This window comes from Rhizobium sp. SJZ105 (genome assembly GCF_007828365.1).
Lineage (GTDB): Bacteria > Pseudomonadota > Alphaproteobacteria > Rhizobiales > Rhizobiaceae > Agrobacterium > Agrobacterium tumefaciens.
Genome location: NZ_VIUP01000004.1, coordinates 87,531 through 101,243 on the forward strand (window position 1 = coordinate 87,531; position 13,713 = coordinate 101,243).

The 13,713-nt window shown below is 61.1% G+C and carries 13 protein-coding genes and 1 riboswitch; of the genes, 10 read left to right on the forward strand and 3 right to left on the reverse strand.

Going from position 1 to position 13,713, the window contains the following annotated elements; translation table 11 throughout:
* Positions 1-618 (reverse strand): cob(I)yrinic acid a,c-diamide adenosyltransferase, encoded by a 618-nt coding sequence (gene cobO / locus FB593_RS15325; RefSeq protein ID WP_113473339.1) that lies wholly within the window; start codon positions 616-618, stop codon positions 1-3.
* Between the two features lie 126 nt (positions 619-744).
* A riboswitch (cobalamin riboswitch) is annotated at positions 745-960 on the forward strand.
* Positions 961-1,114: 154 nt separating this feature from the next.
* Between cobO and FB593_RS15330 the strand changes: the two genes are divergently transcribed.
* Genes FB593_RS15330 through FB593_RS15360 form a run of 7 tightly spaced genes read left to right on the forward strand, consistent with a single transcriptional unit; the run spans position 1,115 to position 9,397 of the window.
* Entirely contained in the window at positions 1,115-1,501 is a 387-nt protein-coding gene (locus tag FB593_RS15330; protein WP_162760831.1) for a DUF1636 family protein, read from the forward strand.
* Entirely contained in the window at positions 1,498-2,535 is a 1,038-nt protein-coding gene (cobW, locus tag FB593_RS15335; RefSeq protein WP_111799167.1) for a cobalamin biosynthesis protein CobW, read from the forward strand. The genes FB593_RS15330 and cobW overlap by 4 nt, the downstream gene beginning before the upstream one ends.
* 5 nt (positions 2,536-2,540) lie before the next feature.
* Entirely contained in the window at positions 2,541-5,891 is a 3,351-nt protein-coding gene (gene cobN, locus FB593_RS15340; RefSeq protein ID WP_113473337.1) for a cobaltochelatase subunit CobN, read from the forward strand.
* A complete protein-coding gene (gene cobG, locus FB593_RS15345; RefSeq protein WP_112290161.1) occupies positions 5,888-7,246 on the forward strand; it encodes a precorrin-3B synthase in 1,359 nt (452 codons plus the stop codon). The genes cobN and cobG overlap by 4 nt, the downstream gene beginning before the upstream one ends.
* Positions 7,243-7,875, forward strand: a complete 633-nt coding sequence (locus tag FB593_RS15350; protein ID WP_003516424.1) for a precorrin-8X methylmutase — start codon at positions 7,243-7,245, stop codon at positions 7,873-7,875. Before cobG ends, FB593_RS15350 begins: the two co-directional genes overlap by 4 nt.
* Positions 7,872-8,639 carry a precorrin-2 C(20)-methyltransferase gene (locus FB593_RS15355; RefSeq protein ID WP_111795581.1) on the forward strand — a complete coding sequence of 256 codons (768 nt, stop codon included), beginning with the start codon at positions 7,872-7,874 and terminating at the stop codon, positions 8,637-8,639. Before FB593_RS15350 ends, FB593_RS15355 begins: the two co-directional genes overlap by 4 nt.
* A complete protein-coding gene (locus FB593_RS15360) occupies positions 8,636-9,397 on the forward strand; it encodes a precorrin-3B C(17)-methyltransferase (protein ID WP_097101011.1) in 762 nt (253 codons plus the stop codon). Before FB593_RS15355 ends, FB593_RS15360 begins: the two co-directional genes overlap by 4 nt.
* On the opposite strand, the gene FB593_RS15365 is transcribed toward FB593_RS15360, so the two are convergent.
* Complete coding sequence (locus tag FB593_RS15365) at positions 9,364-10,146, reverse strand: cobalt-precorrin-6A reductase (protein ID WP_111795583.1); 783 nt, start codon at positions 10,144-10,146, stop codon at positions 9,364-9,366. The two genes, FB593_RS15360 and FB593_RS15365, sit on opposite strands and share 34 nt — an antisense overlap.
* On the opposite strand from FB593_RS15365, the gene cbiE reads away from it, so the two are divergent.
* From cbiE to cobM, 3 genes are read left to right on the forward strand one after another with little or no spacing between them, the layout of a single operon-like run.
* Positions 10,145-11,422, forward strand: coding sequence for a precorrin-6y C5,15-methyltransferase (decarboxylating) subunit CbiE (gene cbiE, locus FB593_RS15370; RefSeq protein WP_111795584.1), 1,278 nt, complete (start codon positions 10,145-10,147; stop codon positions 11,420-11,422). The two genes, FB593_RS15365 and cbiE, sit on opposite strands and share 2 nt — an antisense overlap.
* Positions 11,416-11,829, forward strand: a complete 414-nt coding sequence (locus tag FB593_RS15375) for a cobalamin biosynthesis protein (protein WP_162633740.1) — start codon at positions 11,416-11,418, stop codon at positions 11,827-11,829. Before cbiE ends, FB593_RS15375 begins: the two co-directional genes overlap by 7 nt.
* The gene (cobM, locus tag FB593_RS15380; protein ID WP_038492561.1) at positions 11,826-12,599 is read left to right on the forward strand and encodes a precorrin-4 C(11)-methyltransferase; all 774 of its coding nucleotides are present in this window, start codon (positions 11,826-11,828) and stop codon (positions 12,597-12,599) included. The genes FB593_RS15375 and cobM overlap by 4 nt, the downstream gene beginning before the upstream one ends.
* Here cobM and FB593_RS15385 read toward each other — a convergent pair.
* A complete protein-coding gene (locus tag FB593_RS15385; RefSeq protein ID WP_019565975.1) occupies positions 12,554-13,684 on the reverse strand; it encodes a cobalt-precorrin-5B (C(1))-methyltransferase in 1,131 nt (376 codons plus the stop codon). The genes cobM and FB593_RS15385 overlap by 46 nt on opposite strands.
* Positions 13,685-13,713 lie beyond the last annotated feature (29 nt).

The following is a 13,713-nucleotide window of genomic DNA, read 5'->3' on the forward strand; positions in this document are numbered from 1 at the left end:
TCAGTATTCTATCCCGGCCTGCGCCTTTACGCCCGCCTTGAAGTGATGTTTGACGAGGGTCATTTCCGTCACCATGTCGGCAGCGTCGATCAACGGCTGTTTGGCGTTGCGGCCGGTAACGATGACATGCAGATCGGATCTACGGTTGGAAAGCGTTTCGACGACCTCTTCCAGCGGCAGGTAATCATAGCGGAGCGCAATGTTCAGTTCGTCGAGAACCAGCAATCCGATCGTTTCGTCGGCCATCAGTGCTTTCGCTTCCTCCCAGGCCTTTGTAGCTGCCGCGACATCGCGCTTCAGGTCCTGCGTGTCCCAGGTAAACCCCTCGCCCATGGTGCGGCATTCCACCCTGTCGCCGAACAAAGTCAGGGCCTGCTGTTCACCCGTCGACCATGCGCCCTTGATGAATTGCACGACGCCGACCCGCCGCCCGGTGCCGAGCATGCGCAAAGCAAGGCCGAAAGCGGCCGTGGATTTGCCTTTGCCAGGGCCGGTATTGATCATCAGCAGACCTTTTTCGATCGTCTTTTCCGCGACTTCGGCATCCTGAACCGTCTTGCGGTTGACCATTTTCTGCCGGTGGCGTTCGGCTTCGCTGTCGCTGATATCGCGTGTCATCGCGTTTTCCTTCTCGTCCAGCGGCGCGGGACCGTATGCCCCGCCATTCGGAGCGGCGACTATACTCAATTTGCCGCACCCGGCAATCGACAAGCCGGCAGCATTGACCGTCACGCCCGTTCAGCCTAAGGGTAAGGCACTGACGGTCTTTTCCCGGCAACGGGAAAAGCTAAGAGGGAACACGGTTCCACCCCATAACGGGTCATTCCGTGGCTGCCCCCGCAACTGTAAGCGGTAAGCCCGCACTATGAAGCCACTGGACCATAAAATTGGCCCGGGAAGGTGGTGCAGGGTGTTTTAAAGCCGCAAGCCAGGAGACCTGCCGTTTCAGGAAAAAACGTCTCCCGGGCGGGGTGCTCCGGTCAGCCGGTCGAATTGATTTGCAGCCGCGCTTTTCAGTGCGCTGTTTTCGACATCCGCACCCCGATGAGTTTAAAGGCGCGGAAAGCGGAACGGTTTGGATATTACCACAACATCTTCTTGTGCGGACGGGACAATGGAAGCCAACACAGCTTCTGGCGTGGTCGTTTTTGTCTGCCGAAGCTGTCGCGACGACACCGATCCCAATGCGGAGCCGCGCCCCGGCACCATCCTTGCGGAAGCTGCCATCGCAAAAGCGCGTGACTCCGGCATCGATGTTCGCTCCGTCAATTGCCTTGCCAATTGCAAACGCGGCCTCAGTGCCGTGCTGCGCGGTGCCGATGGCTGGTCCTATGTATTCGGCGGGCTGACGCCCAACGACGCGGAAGACCTGCTCACGGGCGCGCAAATGCTGGCCGCCTCCCCAGATGGCCTGATGCCCTGGCGCGGCCGCCCCGACACATTGAAGCGCGGCATGGTGGCGCGCATTCCCCCATTCGATTTTACCGAGGAGAGATCATGAGCACCCTTCTGGACCGCGTTCCCTGCACCATCGTCACTGGCTTTCTGGGGGCTGGAAAAACCACGCTGCTGCGCGGTCTCCTCGAAAAGCTTGATGGCAAGCGGCTTGCCATCATCGTCAACGAATTCGGTGATATCGGCATCGATGGGGATATCCTAAAGGGATGCGGCATTGAGAGCTGCCCGGAGGAAAACATCGTTGAGCTGGCCAATGGCTGCATCTGCTGCACGGTGGCGGATGATTTCCAGCCGGCCATCGAGCAGATTCTGAGCCGCCAGCCGAAGGTGGAGCATATCCTCATCGAGACCTCCGGCCTTGCCCTGCCCAAGCCGCTTGTGCAGGCATTTCAATGGCCGGCCATCAAGAGCCGCGTGACGGTTGACGCTGTTGTGGCTGTTGTGGATGGCGCTGCCCTTTCCGAGGGTCAGGTGGCGCATGACATGGAAGCCCTTGCCGCCCAGCGCGCAAATGACGAAGCCCTAGATCACGACGATCCGGTCGAAGAGGTTTTTGAGGACCAGATCGCCTGTGCCGATCTTATCGTGCTGACCAAGGCGGATCTGCTCGATAGCGCCGGTCTGGAAAAGGCGAAGGCTCATATTCTCGAGCATTTGCCGCGGGCCGCAAAGATCGTCGTCGCCTCGAATGGCGTCATCGATCCGGCCGTGCTGATCGGCCTCGGTCTTGCGGTTGAAGAGGATATCGAAAACCGCCGCACCCATCACGATGGTGAACTCGACCACGAACATGACGATTTCGACAGCTTCGTCATCGACCTGCCGGCCGTGACCGATCCGGAAGCGCTGGCGGCTCGTATCGCCGAGACGGCGGCTGCGGAAAATGTTCTGCGCATCAAAGGTTTCGTCGAAGTATCCACCAAGCCGATGCGCCTGCAGGTGCAGGCAGTCGGTAGCCGCGTCAACCATTATTATGACCGTCCCTGGGCGGCCGGTGAAGAGCGCCGCAGCCGCCTCGTCGTCATAGGCGAAAAGGGCCTCAACCGCGAAAAGATCGAACAGATGCTGGCCGCCTGATAGAAATGCACATTCTCGCCACCACATCTTCGTCTCTGGACGACCTGATCGAGCCGGTTGATCTCAACCAGCCGCGATCGGATGTGGTGATGCTGTCTTTTTCGGCAAGCGATCTTGCCGGGCTGGAACAGGCATGGCGGCAGGCAGAGGGCGCGCTTCCGTCCCTGTCCGCCGCCAACCTCTCCGAGCTTCGGCATCCGATGTCGGTCGATCTGTGGATCGAAAAGACGGCCGAACATGCCCGTGTCATCCTTATCCGGATTCTCGGCGGCGCGGAACGCTGGCGCTATGGCGTCGATCAGCTCAGCACGATGGCGCGGCGACGTGGCATAAAACTTATGCTCCTGCCGGGTGAATGCAGTGAGAGAGACGAAAAGCTCGAAGCAGCCTCGACTGTTGATCGCCAGACGTTGGCGTCCGTCCTCGCCTTCTTCCGCGAGGGTGGGCGGGAAAATATGGACCGGCTTGCCATTGGTCTTGCTGCCCTTGTAAGTGGTGGCGCATGGCCAGATATCGAGGCTCAACCGCTGCCGAAAGCCGGCTTTTACCGGCCGGGTAAAGGCGTCGTGGATCAGGCGGAAGCCTGCGCCGGTTTTCCCGCCGGTGCAGCTGTCCTTCCCATTCTCTTTTACCGCTCCATGCTTCTTGCGGCCGATGCGGCGCCCGTGGATGCGCTTTTTAACGCGCTCTCTCAGCGCGGTTTTGCGCCATTGCCGATTTTCGTCAGCGGCCTCAAGGATGGGGAGGCGATCCGCTTTCTCGAAACCGTACTGCCCGAACTCCAGCCCGCCGCCATCGTCGCCGCCACGGCTTTTGCCAGTCAGATGGACGACAGCGGTAAAACCCTGTTTGACCGCCTCGGCGTGCCGGTGTTTCAGGTGGTTATGGCGACGACGCGACGGGAAGGCTGGGCGGAAAATGCGCGCGGTCTCAACCCTTCCGATCTTGCCATGCATGTGGTTCTGCCGGAACTCGATGGCCGGATTCTTGCTGGCGCAATCTCATTCAAGCAGGTGCGGACTGATGGCGGCATCAGCCTCATCAATGTACCGGAGGCTGATCGCGTCGAACAGGTGGCAAACAGAATCGCTGCCTTTCTGCAATTAAAACAGTCCACGCCACAGGAACGGCGGATCGTCATTCTTATGCCGGATTATCCCGGTGCTGCGCCGGGGCGCACGGGTTATGCCGTTGGTCTCGATGTGCCGCAAAGCGTGCTTGAAATGCTGCGCGATCTGGCCGCGGCAGGATATGTGGTTTCGGATATTCCCGAAACGGCGCGGGCTTTGCTGGATTGTGTCGAGCAGCAGGAAGCGGCTGTCGGACTTTCAGACTATCGTGATTTTCTTTTGGGTTTGCCTGAAGGGGTTGCCGCCTTCGTGGATAGCACGTGGGGTTCGGTCGAACAGGACGACGCACTAGCCGACGGCGCATTCCGTTTTCGCGTCGCCCGTTTCGGCCAGATATTCGTGGCCCTGGCACCGGATCGTGGGCGAAATGAGGATCGGCGGGTGGATTACCATGACCCTGCCCTGCCGCCACGTCATGCGTTGGTCGCTTTCGGCGCCTGGATGCAGCGTGTCGCAGGGGCGCATGCCATTGTGCATGTCGGTGCGCATGGCACGCTGGAATGGCTGCCCGGCAAGACAGTTGCGCTTTCCCGCGATTGTTTTCCTGAAATCGTCACCGGGTCTTTGCCGGTGGTCTATCCGTTCATCGTTTCCAATCCGGGTGAAGCGGCGGTTGCCAAACGGCGGATCGCTGCTGTCACGATCGGCCATGTTCCGCCTGTGCTGGTAGATGCCGGGCTTTCGCCGGAACAATCGGCTCTGGAACAGCTCGTCGACGAATATGCGCAGGCGGACGGGCTCGACCGCCGCCGCCGTGACCGGCTGGCGAAACTGATCGTAGAGAAGGCGCTGGAAACCGGTCTTGCGGCGGATGCTGGTGTCGGTGCAAAGGACGATGCCGATGCGGCGCTGTCGCGCATCGACGCCTTCCTCTGCGATCTGAAGGACTTCGCCATCAAGGATGGCCAGCATGTTTTTGGTCGCAGCCCCGAAGGCGAGACCGATCTTCTGAGGCTTGAAAGTGCTGCGGCGGAAAAAACGGCGCTGCTTGCCGCGCTCGATGGCCGCCATATTGTCCCCGGTCCTTCCGGCGCACCCGCGCGCGGGCGTCTCGATGTCCTGCCGACGGGCCGCAATCTTTATGCTGCCGATCCGCGCACCATGCCGACGCCGACGGCTTTCGAGCTGGGCCGCATGGCGGGCGAAGAAGTGCTTCGGCACCATCTGCAATCCCATGGCGACTGGCCGAAACATCTGGTTTTTGATCTCTGGGGCAGCGCCAGCCTGCGCAATGGCGGCGAGGATGTGGCGCAGGCGCTGCATCTGATGGGAGCGAGACCGATCCATGACCTGGCGACGGGCCGCGTCACAGGCATCGAGGTTCTACCGCCGGCGAGTATCGGGCGGCCGCGTGTCGACGTCACATTCCGGATTTCCGGCCTGTTCCGCGACATGTTTCCGGCGTTGATCGCTCTTCTAGACGCCGCCGCCAAGGCCGTCGCGCGGCGGGAGGAAGCGCCGGGTGACAATCCGCTGGCGGAAGAAGCGGCGGCACTCGGGCATATACCGGCACGCATCTTCGGTTCGGCACCCGGCACCTATGGTGCGGGCACAGAGGAAAAACTCGCCAGCGGAAAATGGGAAGAACGCGAGGAACTGGGCCAGGCGTATCTGGATGCGGCAAGCCATGCCTTTGGCGGTGCGGATGGGCTTGAGATTTTCGAGGATGCCGGTTTTGTCGAGCTGGTGCGCCGTGCCGATCTTCTCGTTCACACCGGTGACGATCCGGGCCGCGATCTTCTCGACGGCTCGTCAGATGTCGCCTTTATCGGTGGTTTTTCCGCCGCAAAAGCACTCCTTGGCGGCGTTGCCGATATTGTGGCGCTGGATACGACCGATCCCGCGCGTCCGCGCGCGCGATCTATTTCGCAGGCGCTGACGCGCGTTGTTCGGGCCCGCGCCGTCAATCCGCGCTTCATTGCCGGCCAGATGCGGCACGGCCCGCGCGGAGCGGCGGAATTTGCCGAGACGGTTGACCGGCTGATCGGTTTTGCGGAAACCACCCATGCGGTATCTTCCTCGCTGATCGAGGCGCTTTACGACGCCTATTTCGGCAATGAGGATGTGCGCGATTTCATCCTGCGGGAAAATCCGAAAGCGGCGGAGGTCATGGCGACGCGCTTTTTATCCGCCCGTCGTCGCGGGTTGTGGCACAGCCGCCGCAATGCGGTGGATGCGGAACTTGAAATGCTGATCCTGCCCCGTTCTGAAAGGGTCGGTGCATGAGGACGGCCCCTTCCGATCCGGTCCAGCCGTTTGGCCGCCGTGGGACGTGTCCGGCCTTATCGACCCCAATGCTGACCGGTGACGGCTACCTGTCGCGCATCGCATTCGAGGCGGATATTGCGCCCCATGATATGATCGCGCTTTGCGAACTTGCCGAGCAGCACGGCAACGGGCTGATAGACATCACGGCACGCGGCAGCATGCAATTTCGCGGCCTGACGCGGGAAAGCGCCTGCGACCTGGAGAATGATGTTCTGGCGCTCGGTTTGCCGCTTCGCGACGGACTGGCAGTCGAGACCTCACCTCTTTCCGGCCGGGACGATCGGGAAATCGCCGATGGCAGTGCCATTGCGGATGAGATTCGCAGAGAGGCTGCCGCGCTGGCGTTGCATGACAACCTCGCCGCAAAAATGTCCGTCATCATCGATGGGGGCGGCCGTCTTTCCATGGGCGATTTGCTGGCCGATATCCGTCTGAAGGCGGTGCGGCTCGATCATCGAGTTTTCTGGCAATTGCTTGTCGGAGGTCCGGAGAGCAAGGCGTTGCGCGCGGGATTTGTTGAGGCCGACAAGGCAACCGATGTGGTCCTGTTGCTGCTCGTCCATCTGGCGGGCAAAGGACCGCTTGCCCGTGGCCGCGATCTGGATTTGCGGACGATAAAGGCGATTTGCGGAGACCGCCTGGTAGATAGCGAGAGCGAAGGCGAAACGCCTGCGCCTTCTTCGCCCCTGGGGCTGATGGCGGCCGGTGATGGTACCTTTGCTGCCGGTATCACTCCTGCTTTCGCGCAAGTTCGTGCTTCCGATCTGTCGCGGCTCTGTGGACTGGCGCACGGATTTGATATCGAAACATTGCGGCCGTCGCTCAATCATAGCCTGCTATTTTTCGGGTCGCGGGATGCTTGCGATGCGCTGATGCAGACTGCGGACAGTGCCGGTTTCATCACAAGGGCAGGTGATGCGCGGTCTTCCATCGCTGTCTGTCCCGGCACGCCGGGATGCGCTTCGGCTTTCTTTCCCACACATGATCTGGCGGCCTTTGCATCGCGGGAATTAGCCTCCATGCTCGATGGCTCCTTCACACTGCATCTCTCCGGCTGCGGAAAGGGTTGCGCGCATCCCGCCCCGTCGCTTCTGGCCTTTTCCGGCACCGCCGATGGTCTGGCCTTTTCGTTTTCGGGCCGCGCCTGCGACCCGCAGGACGGTATTTTACCTTTCGAGCAACAGAGGACGGCGCTTTCGCGGCTTGCCCGTCTTTGCGAAAAAGAACATAAGCCCGGGGAAAACGCTGCCGACCTGCTTGCCCGTCTGGGTAAGGAGGCAATCGTTGCGGCGCTTCGACAGGATGACCGATGACCGACCATGACTATATTCGCGACGGCAATGCGATTTACGAGCGCTCCTTCGCCATCATTCGCGAGGAAGCGGATTTGTCCGCCTTTACCGAAGATCAGGCGGATATCGCCATTCGCATGATCCATGCCTGCGGGCTGGTAGAAGCGGCCAGCCATTTCCGTTTTTCTCCGGATTTCGTTGTCGCTGCACGTGGTGCTTTGCTGGCGGGCAAGCCCGTTCTGTGCGATGCGGAAATGGTCGCCCACGGCGTGACCCGTGCCCGCCTTCCGGCCAATAATGACGTGATCTGCACCCTTCGCGATCCGCGCACCCCTGAGCTTGCGAAAACGATTGGCAATACCCGTTCCGCCGCCGCACTCGATCTCTGGGCGGAAAAGCTGGACGGTGCTCTCGTTGCTATCGGCAACGCGCCGACAGCGCTGTTCTATCTTCTGGAGATGCTTGAAAAAGGCGCTCCACGCCCAGCTGCCATCATCGGCATGCCGGTCGGTTTTGTCGGTGCGGCGGAATCGAAGGATGCGCTGGAGGCTAGTTTGCTCGGCATTCCCTATGCCATCGTCAAGGGACGTATGGGTGGATCGGCCATGACGGCCGCTGCCGTCAACGCCGTTGCGAGGGCAGGTCTGTGAGCGCGGCTCTTTTCGAAAATTCCAGGGGTAAACTCGTGGGCGTCGGCACCGGCCCCGGCGATCCAGAGCTTCTGACGCTGAAAGCCGTGCGCGCCATCGAAAATGCCGATGTCCTCGCCTTCTTCTGCAAGAAAGGCAGCAGCGGCAATGGTCGCGGTATCGTTGAGGCCTTCATTCGTCCGGGCACACTGGAAATGCCGCTGGTCTATCCGGTAACCGTCGAGAGCGATAAAAACGGCGAGGATTATCGCGGTGCGATCGCCGCATTTTTCGATCAGTCGGCAATGGATATTGCTGCCCATCTCGATGCCGGGCGCAATGTCGCTGTGCTGTCGGAAGGCGATCCGCTGTTTTACGGTTCCTATATGCATCTTCATCTGCGGCTTGCGCCTTCCTATGAGGCGGAGGTCGTTGCCGGCATTACCGCCATGTCCGGCTGCTGGTCGATGGCCGGTCTACCGCTGGTGCAGGGTGACGATATCTTGAGCGTGCTTCCCGGCACGCTTGCCGAAGATGTGCTGACAGAGCGTCTGTCCGGCACGGATGGCGCCGTGATCATGAAGGTCGGGCGCAACCTGCCGAAGATCCGCCGGGCGCTGGAAAAGGCCGGCAAGCTTAATGAAGCGCTGTATGTCGAGCGCGGCACCATGGTGAACAGCCATGCGGTGCCGCTGATCGAGCGGGACGCATCGCCCGCCCCCTATTTTTCTCTGGTTCTGGTACCTGGCTGGAAAACCAGACCCGCTGGCGGTGAAGCGCCATGACCGGCAGGCTGGTCGTTGTCGGCCTCGGCCCTGGCAGTTCTGCGCAGGTGACACCGGAGGCGCTCGCCGCCGTTGAGGCGTCGGAGGATTTCTTCGGTTACATTCCCTATCTCGATCGGCTGTCGCTCAGACCCGACCAACGTCGCCATGCCTCTGACAATCGCGAGGAAATCTCCCGTGCCGAACAGGCTCTGCGGCTTGCAGCCGGGGGCGGCAAGGTCTGCGTGGTTTCGGGCGGCGATCCCGGCGTTTTTGCCATGGCGGCGGCTGTTTGCGAGGCGATTGAAAATGGCCCGCGCGAATGGCGCGAAATAGACTTCTCGGTCGTGCCGGGCGTGACGGCCATGCTTGCGGTTGCTGCACGAGCCGGCGCGCCGCTCGGGCATGATTTCTGCGCCATCTCGCTGTCGGACAATTTGAAGCCCTGGGGCATTATTGAAAAGCGGCTGATCGCGGCTGCGGAAGCCGGATTCGTGATGGCTTTCTATAATCCCGTCAGCAAGGCGCGCCCGCACCAGCTTGGCACCGCCTTCGATCTTTTGCGCGCACATTTGCCCGGCTCGGTGCCGGTGATCTTTGGCCGTGCGGCAGGCCGTGCGGATGAGCGCATCCGGGTCGTGCCTTTGTCGGAAGCATCGAGCGACATGGCGGATATGGCCACCTGCATCATCGTCGGTTCGGTGGAAACCCGTCTTATCGAGCGTTCGGACAAAGATCCGCTGGTTTACTCGCCGCGTTTTTCGAGAAGAGAAAGCTGATGGCGGATGGCGGTGAGCGCAGTCGCTATATCCGGCACGTTCGCGCCGTCGAGGATTGCGGCGTTCAGCTTTGGCGGCCGCTCGATCATGATAACCGGCAGGCCAAGCCGCCTCGCCGCTTCGATCTTGCCGTAACTGGCGTTGCCGCCGGAGTTCTTGGAAACCACAGTGCCGATACGTTTTTCCTCCAGCATGCGGATCTCTTCATCCAGCGCAAAGGGGCCGCGCGCTGTAATATAGCGAGCATCCGGCACCTTCAGCGGCGGCTCTACCGGATCAACGCTGCGAATGAGATAGCTGTGTTGGGGTGCGGCCTCGAAAGGAAGAAGTTCCTGCCGGCCGAGCGCCAGAAACACCCGCTTGCCTTCAGCGCCGAGCGCAATAACAGCCTGTTCGACGGTATCGACCCTCTGCCATTTGTCATTCGGTTGGCGCTCCCAGGCGGGGCGCGAAAGCATGATCAGCGGAACTTTGGCAAGTCGTGCCGCCTCGATGGCATTGGCGGAAATCCTCGCCGCATAGGGATGGGTGGCGTCGACCAGAATATCGAAATTCCCGGTGCGGATGAAATCCGCCAAACCCGCAGCACCGCCAAACCCGCCACTGCGCATCGGCACAGGCTGTTCCACTGGCGAAAGCGTACGACCGGCCATGGAGAGCAGGATTCGGTAGCCGGAGTCCACCGCCAGCTTGCCGGCCAGAATGCGGGCATCCGCCGTGCCGCCAAGGATGAGTATGGAGCGTGTCATGACGTCTGAATATTCCGGAACGGGCAACGCTTCCACTCAAAAGAAAGCTTCCACTGAAAAGAAAGGCAAGCCATGGCTTTTCATCGTCGGCATAGGCGAAGATGGGCTGGATGGGCTCGGTCGCAATGCCGTGGCGGCAATAGAGGCGGCCGAGATTGTTTTCGGTGGCAAACGCCATCTGGAACTGGCGGCTGCAGCCATTCGTGGTGAGGCGCGCCCTTGGCCGGTGCCGTTCGATGCGGAGATGAGCGATGTCGTGGCGTTGCGCGGTAGACGGGTCTGCGTGCTCGTCTCCGGCGATCCGTTCTTTTATGGCGCCGGCGTCACACTTCTGCGGCGGATACCGTCGGAGGAGACAGTCTGCTATCCCTCACCTTCAGCCTTCTCCCAGGCTGCGGCGCGGCTTGGCTGGGCCTTGCAGTCGACCGAATGCGTGTCGTTGCACGGGCGTTCCATCGATCTTTTGCGACCGCATCTGCATCCCGGAGCGAGGATCATCGCGCTTACTTCGGATGAGCGCGCGCCCGCTCTCATCGCGGAATTGCTGTCTCAATCCGGTTTCGGCCAGTCGGAATTTGTCCTGCTCGAAGCTTTGGGCGGAAAGCGGGAGAGGCGGCGGCAAATCAGGGCGGTCGATTTTACCTTTGACGACATCAATCCTTTGAACGTCGTGGCTATCGATGTCGTTGCTGCTGAGGGCGCACGCGTCCTGCCTTTTGTGCAGGGGCTGGATGACAGCCTGTTCGAACATGACGGGCAGATCACCAAGCGTGAAATCCGTGCCGTGACGCTTTCATCGCTGGCTCCGCGCCGGGGCGAGCTGCTGTGGGATATCGGTGCCGGTTCGGGTTCGATTGGTATTGAATGGATGCTGTCGCACCCCTCGCTCCGTGCCATCGCCATAGAGCAGCATCCGGAAAGAGCCGAACGTATCGCCCGCAATGCCGAGGCATTTGGCGTTCCGGGGCTTGAAGTCATGATCGGTGCAGCACCTGCGGCTTTTGAAGGCCTGCCTCAACCGGATGCGATCTTCATTGGTGGTGGCGGCAGCGAAACGGGCGTGTTTGAGGCTGCTATGGAGGCCTTGAAGCCAGGCGGGCGGCTGGTTGCCAATGCGGTGACGCTTGAAATGGAAGCGGTGCTGCTTGCGGCCCACGCCAGGTTCGGTGGTTCGATGATCCGTCTCGATGTCTCGCGCGTTGTTGCTGTCGGCTCCATGTCGGGCTGGCGTCCGGCGATGCCGGTAACACAATGGAGCTGGGTCAAGCCGTGGTGACTGTCGCTGGCATAGGCTGTCGCAAAGGCACGGGTTCGGATGCAATTATAGCAGCCGTGCACGCTGCGGAGCTTGCTTTTGGCATGACCGTTGAATGCTTGGCGACTGCGCCGCTCAAGGCAAAAGAAGCTGGTCTTGCGGAAGCGGCGAAACGTCTGGCGCTGCCGCTTGAAATCGTATCGAAGGAACAGCTCGAGGCGGCTGCTTCGAAAACAATGACATTTTCACAGGCAAGCCTTGATCATGCCGGGACGCCCAGCGTCAGTGAAGCGGCGGCACTTGCTGCCGCCGGAGAAAATGCGCGGCTGGTCGCGGCGCGTCTCGTGGTTGGCGATGTGACGGTAGCCATCGCCACGACGAGCGACGCGCGAAATGACCGCGCCATCGAACATGGAGAACAACAATGACGGTTCATTTCATCGGCGCCGGTCCGGGCGCCGCCGATCTCATCACGGTGCGCGGGCGCGATCTTATCGCTGCCTGCCCGGTCTGCCTTTATGCGGGCTCGCTGGTGCCGAAGGCGCTGATCGAGTATTGCCCGACGGATGCACGCATTGTCGATACGGCAGCACTGTCGCTTGATGAGATCGAGGCGGAATTCGTTGCGGCGGCAAAGGCCGGCAAGGATGTGGCACGGCTGCATTCCGGTGATCTGTCCGTCTGGAGCGCCATGGGTGAACAGATCCGCCGGCTGGAACGGCTGGGTCTCGATTATACCGTGACTCCAGGTGTGCCCTCTTTCGCTGCTGCCGCTGCCACCCTGCAGCGGGAATTGACGGTGCCGGAAGTGGCGCAAAGTCTTGTTCTGACACGTATTTCGGGCCGCGCTTCGAAAATGCCCGAGGGCGAGACGCTGAAAGCCTTCGGTGCGACGGGGGCGACACTTGCCATCCATCTCGCCATCCATGCCATCGGCCAGGTGGTGGAAGAACTGACGCCGCTTTATGGTTCCGATTGCCCAGTCGCCATAGTCGTCCGCGCCTCCTGGCCGGATGAGCGGGTCATTCGCGGCACGTTGTTCGACATCGAAGGAAAACTGGCGGCCGAACCGGTGGAGCGGACAGCGCTGATCTTCGTCGGGCATGGGCTTGCCTCGACGGATTTTCGCGAGAGCGCACTTTATAGTACCGATTATGTCCGGCGGTTCCGCTCCCCGAAGGAAGATGCGAAGGGCTGATGCGACGGCGTGGAGGCGGTGCGTCCCTTGAGCGTGCCCTGACGATCGAACACCAGAATATCAAGCTCGATGCCGGGCACCTTCAAAGCGGCAGCCGCTGTTACCCAGGCTTTTTCCGCAACGATCGCACCGAGGTCTATCCCCGCGCGTTCGGCCAGCTCAAAGGCGTGCGCAACCATGTTGGCCTGACGAATGGCGAGGGCAAGATTTTCATCTCCGCCAGCCTCGGTTGCGAGTACCGCCAGCGCATCAAGATCGGCCAGGCCTTTCTTGGAATGCACGTCCAGCATGCCCTGGGCGAGCTTGGTCATCTTGGCGACGCCGCCAGCAATCGTGACCCGCTCGACAGGGTGGCTGCGGAGATATTTCAGCATCCCGCCGATAAAATCGCCCATATCGATCAGTGCGGTCTCTGGCAGGCCGTAAACTGCCTGCCCCGCCTTTTCGGAGGTGTTGCCGGTCGCGCCGAGCAGATGGGTGCAGCCGGTGGCGCGCGCCACATCGATGCCGCGCCAGATGGAATGGATCCATGCCGAGCAGGAAAACGGGATGACGATGCCGGTGGTGCCAAGGATGGAAATGCCGCCGACAATACCGAGCCTGCCATTCAGGGTCTTTTCCGCGATTTTCTCGCCGTCCCGAACGGAAATCTCGACTTCGAAATCTGCACCGTCTCCGGCTACTTCGCGAATGGCGGTTTCGATCATCTTGCGCGGTACGGGGTTGATCGCGGGTTCGCCCGGCGGCAGGGGCAATCCAGGCCGGGTGATGGTGCCGACGCCTTTTCCGGCCTTGAAGGTTATGCCGCTGCCGGGCTTTCCCCGTCGCACGGTGCTTTCGATCAGCGCACCATGAGTCACGTCGGGATCGTCGCCAGCATCCTTGACGACGCCGGCTCTTGCAAAGTTTTCGCCTTTTTCCTCGGTGGCGAGAGAAAATGCCGGCCTCGCGCCGCTTGGAAGTTCGACTTCGACAGGGTAAGGAAACTCGCCGGTCAGAAGGGCAGCGCAGGCCGCCTTTGTGGCGGCTGCCGCGCAAGTGCCCGTGGTCCAGCCGCGGCGAAGGGTCTTTCCATCCGTTTCCATATGAATTCCTATAGCCGGGACGGCTATTT

What these genes read in the sequence shown, in the direction of transcription:
- FB593_RS15385 (WP_019565975.1), bottom strand. Translation starts at nt 13,684, where the DNA reads ATGGAAACGGATGGAAAGACCCTTCGCCGCGGCTGGACCACGGGCACT.
- cobM (WP_038492561.1), top strand. Translation starts at nt 11,826, where the DNA reads ATGACGGTTCATTTCATCGGCGCCGGTCCGGGCGCCGCCGATCTCATC.
- FB593_RS15330 (WP_162760831.1), top strand. Translation starts at nt 1,115, where the DNA reads ATGGAAGCCAACACAGCTTCTGGCGTGGTCGTTTTTGTCTGCCGAAGC.
- cobG (WP_112290161.1), top strand. Translation starts at nt 5,888, where the DNA reads ATGAGGACGGCCCCTTCCGATCCGGTCCAGCCGTTTGGCCGCCGTGGG.
- FB593_RS15365 (WP_111795583.1), bottom strand. Translation starts at nt 10,146, where the DNA reads ATGACACGCTCCATACTCATCCTTGGCGGCACGGCGGATGCCCGCATT.
- cobN (WP_113473337.1), top strand. Translation starts at nt 2,541, where the DNA reads ATGCACATTCTCGCCACCACATCTTCGTCTCTGGACGACCTGATCGAG.
- cobW (WP_111799167.1), top strand. Translation starts at nt 1,498, where the DNA reads ATGAGCACCCTTCTGGACCGCGTTCCCTGCACCATCGTCACTGGCTTT.
- cbiE (WP_111795584.1), top strand. Translation starts at nt 10,145, where the DNA reads ATGACGTCTGAATATTCCGGAACGGGCAACGCTTCCACTCAAAAGAAA.
- FB593_RS15350 (WP_003516424.1), top strand. Translation starts at nt 7,243, where the DNA reads ATGACCGACCATGACTATATTCGCGACGGCAATGCGATTTACGAGCGC.
- cobO (WP_113473339.1), bottom strand. Translation starts at nt 618, where the DNA reads ATGACACGCGATATCAGCGACAGCGAAGCCGAACGCCACCGGCAGAAA.
- FB593_RS15360 (WP_097101011.1), top strand. Translation starts at nt 8,636, where the DNA reads ATGACCGGCAGGCTGGTCGTTGTCGGCCTCGGCCCTGGCAGTTCTGCG.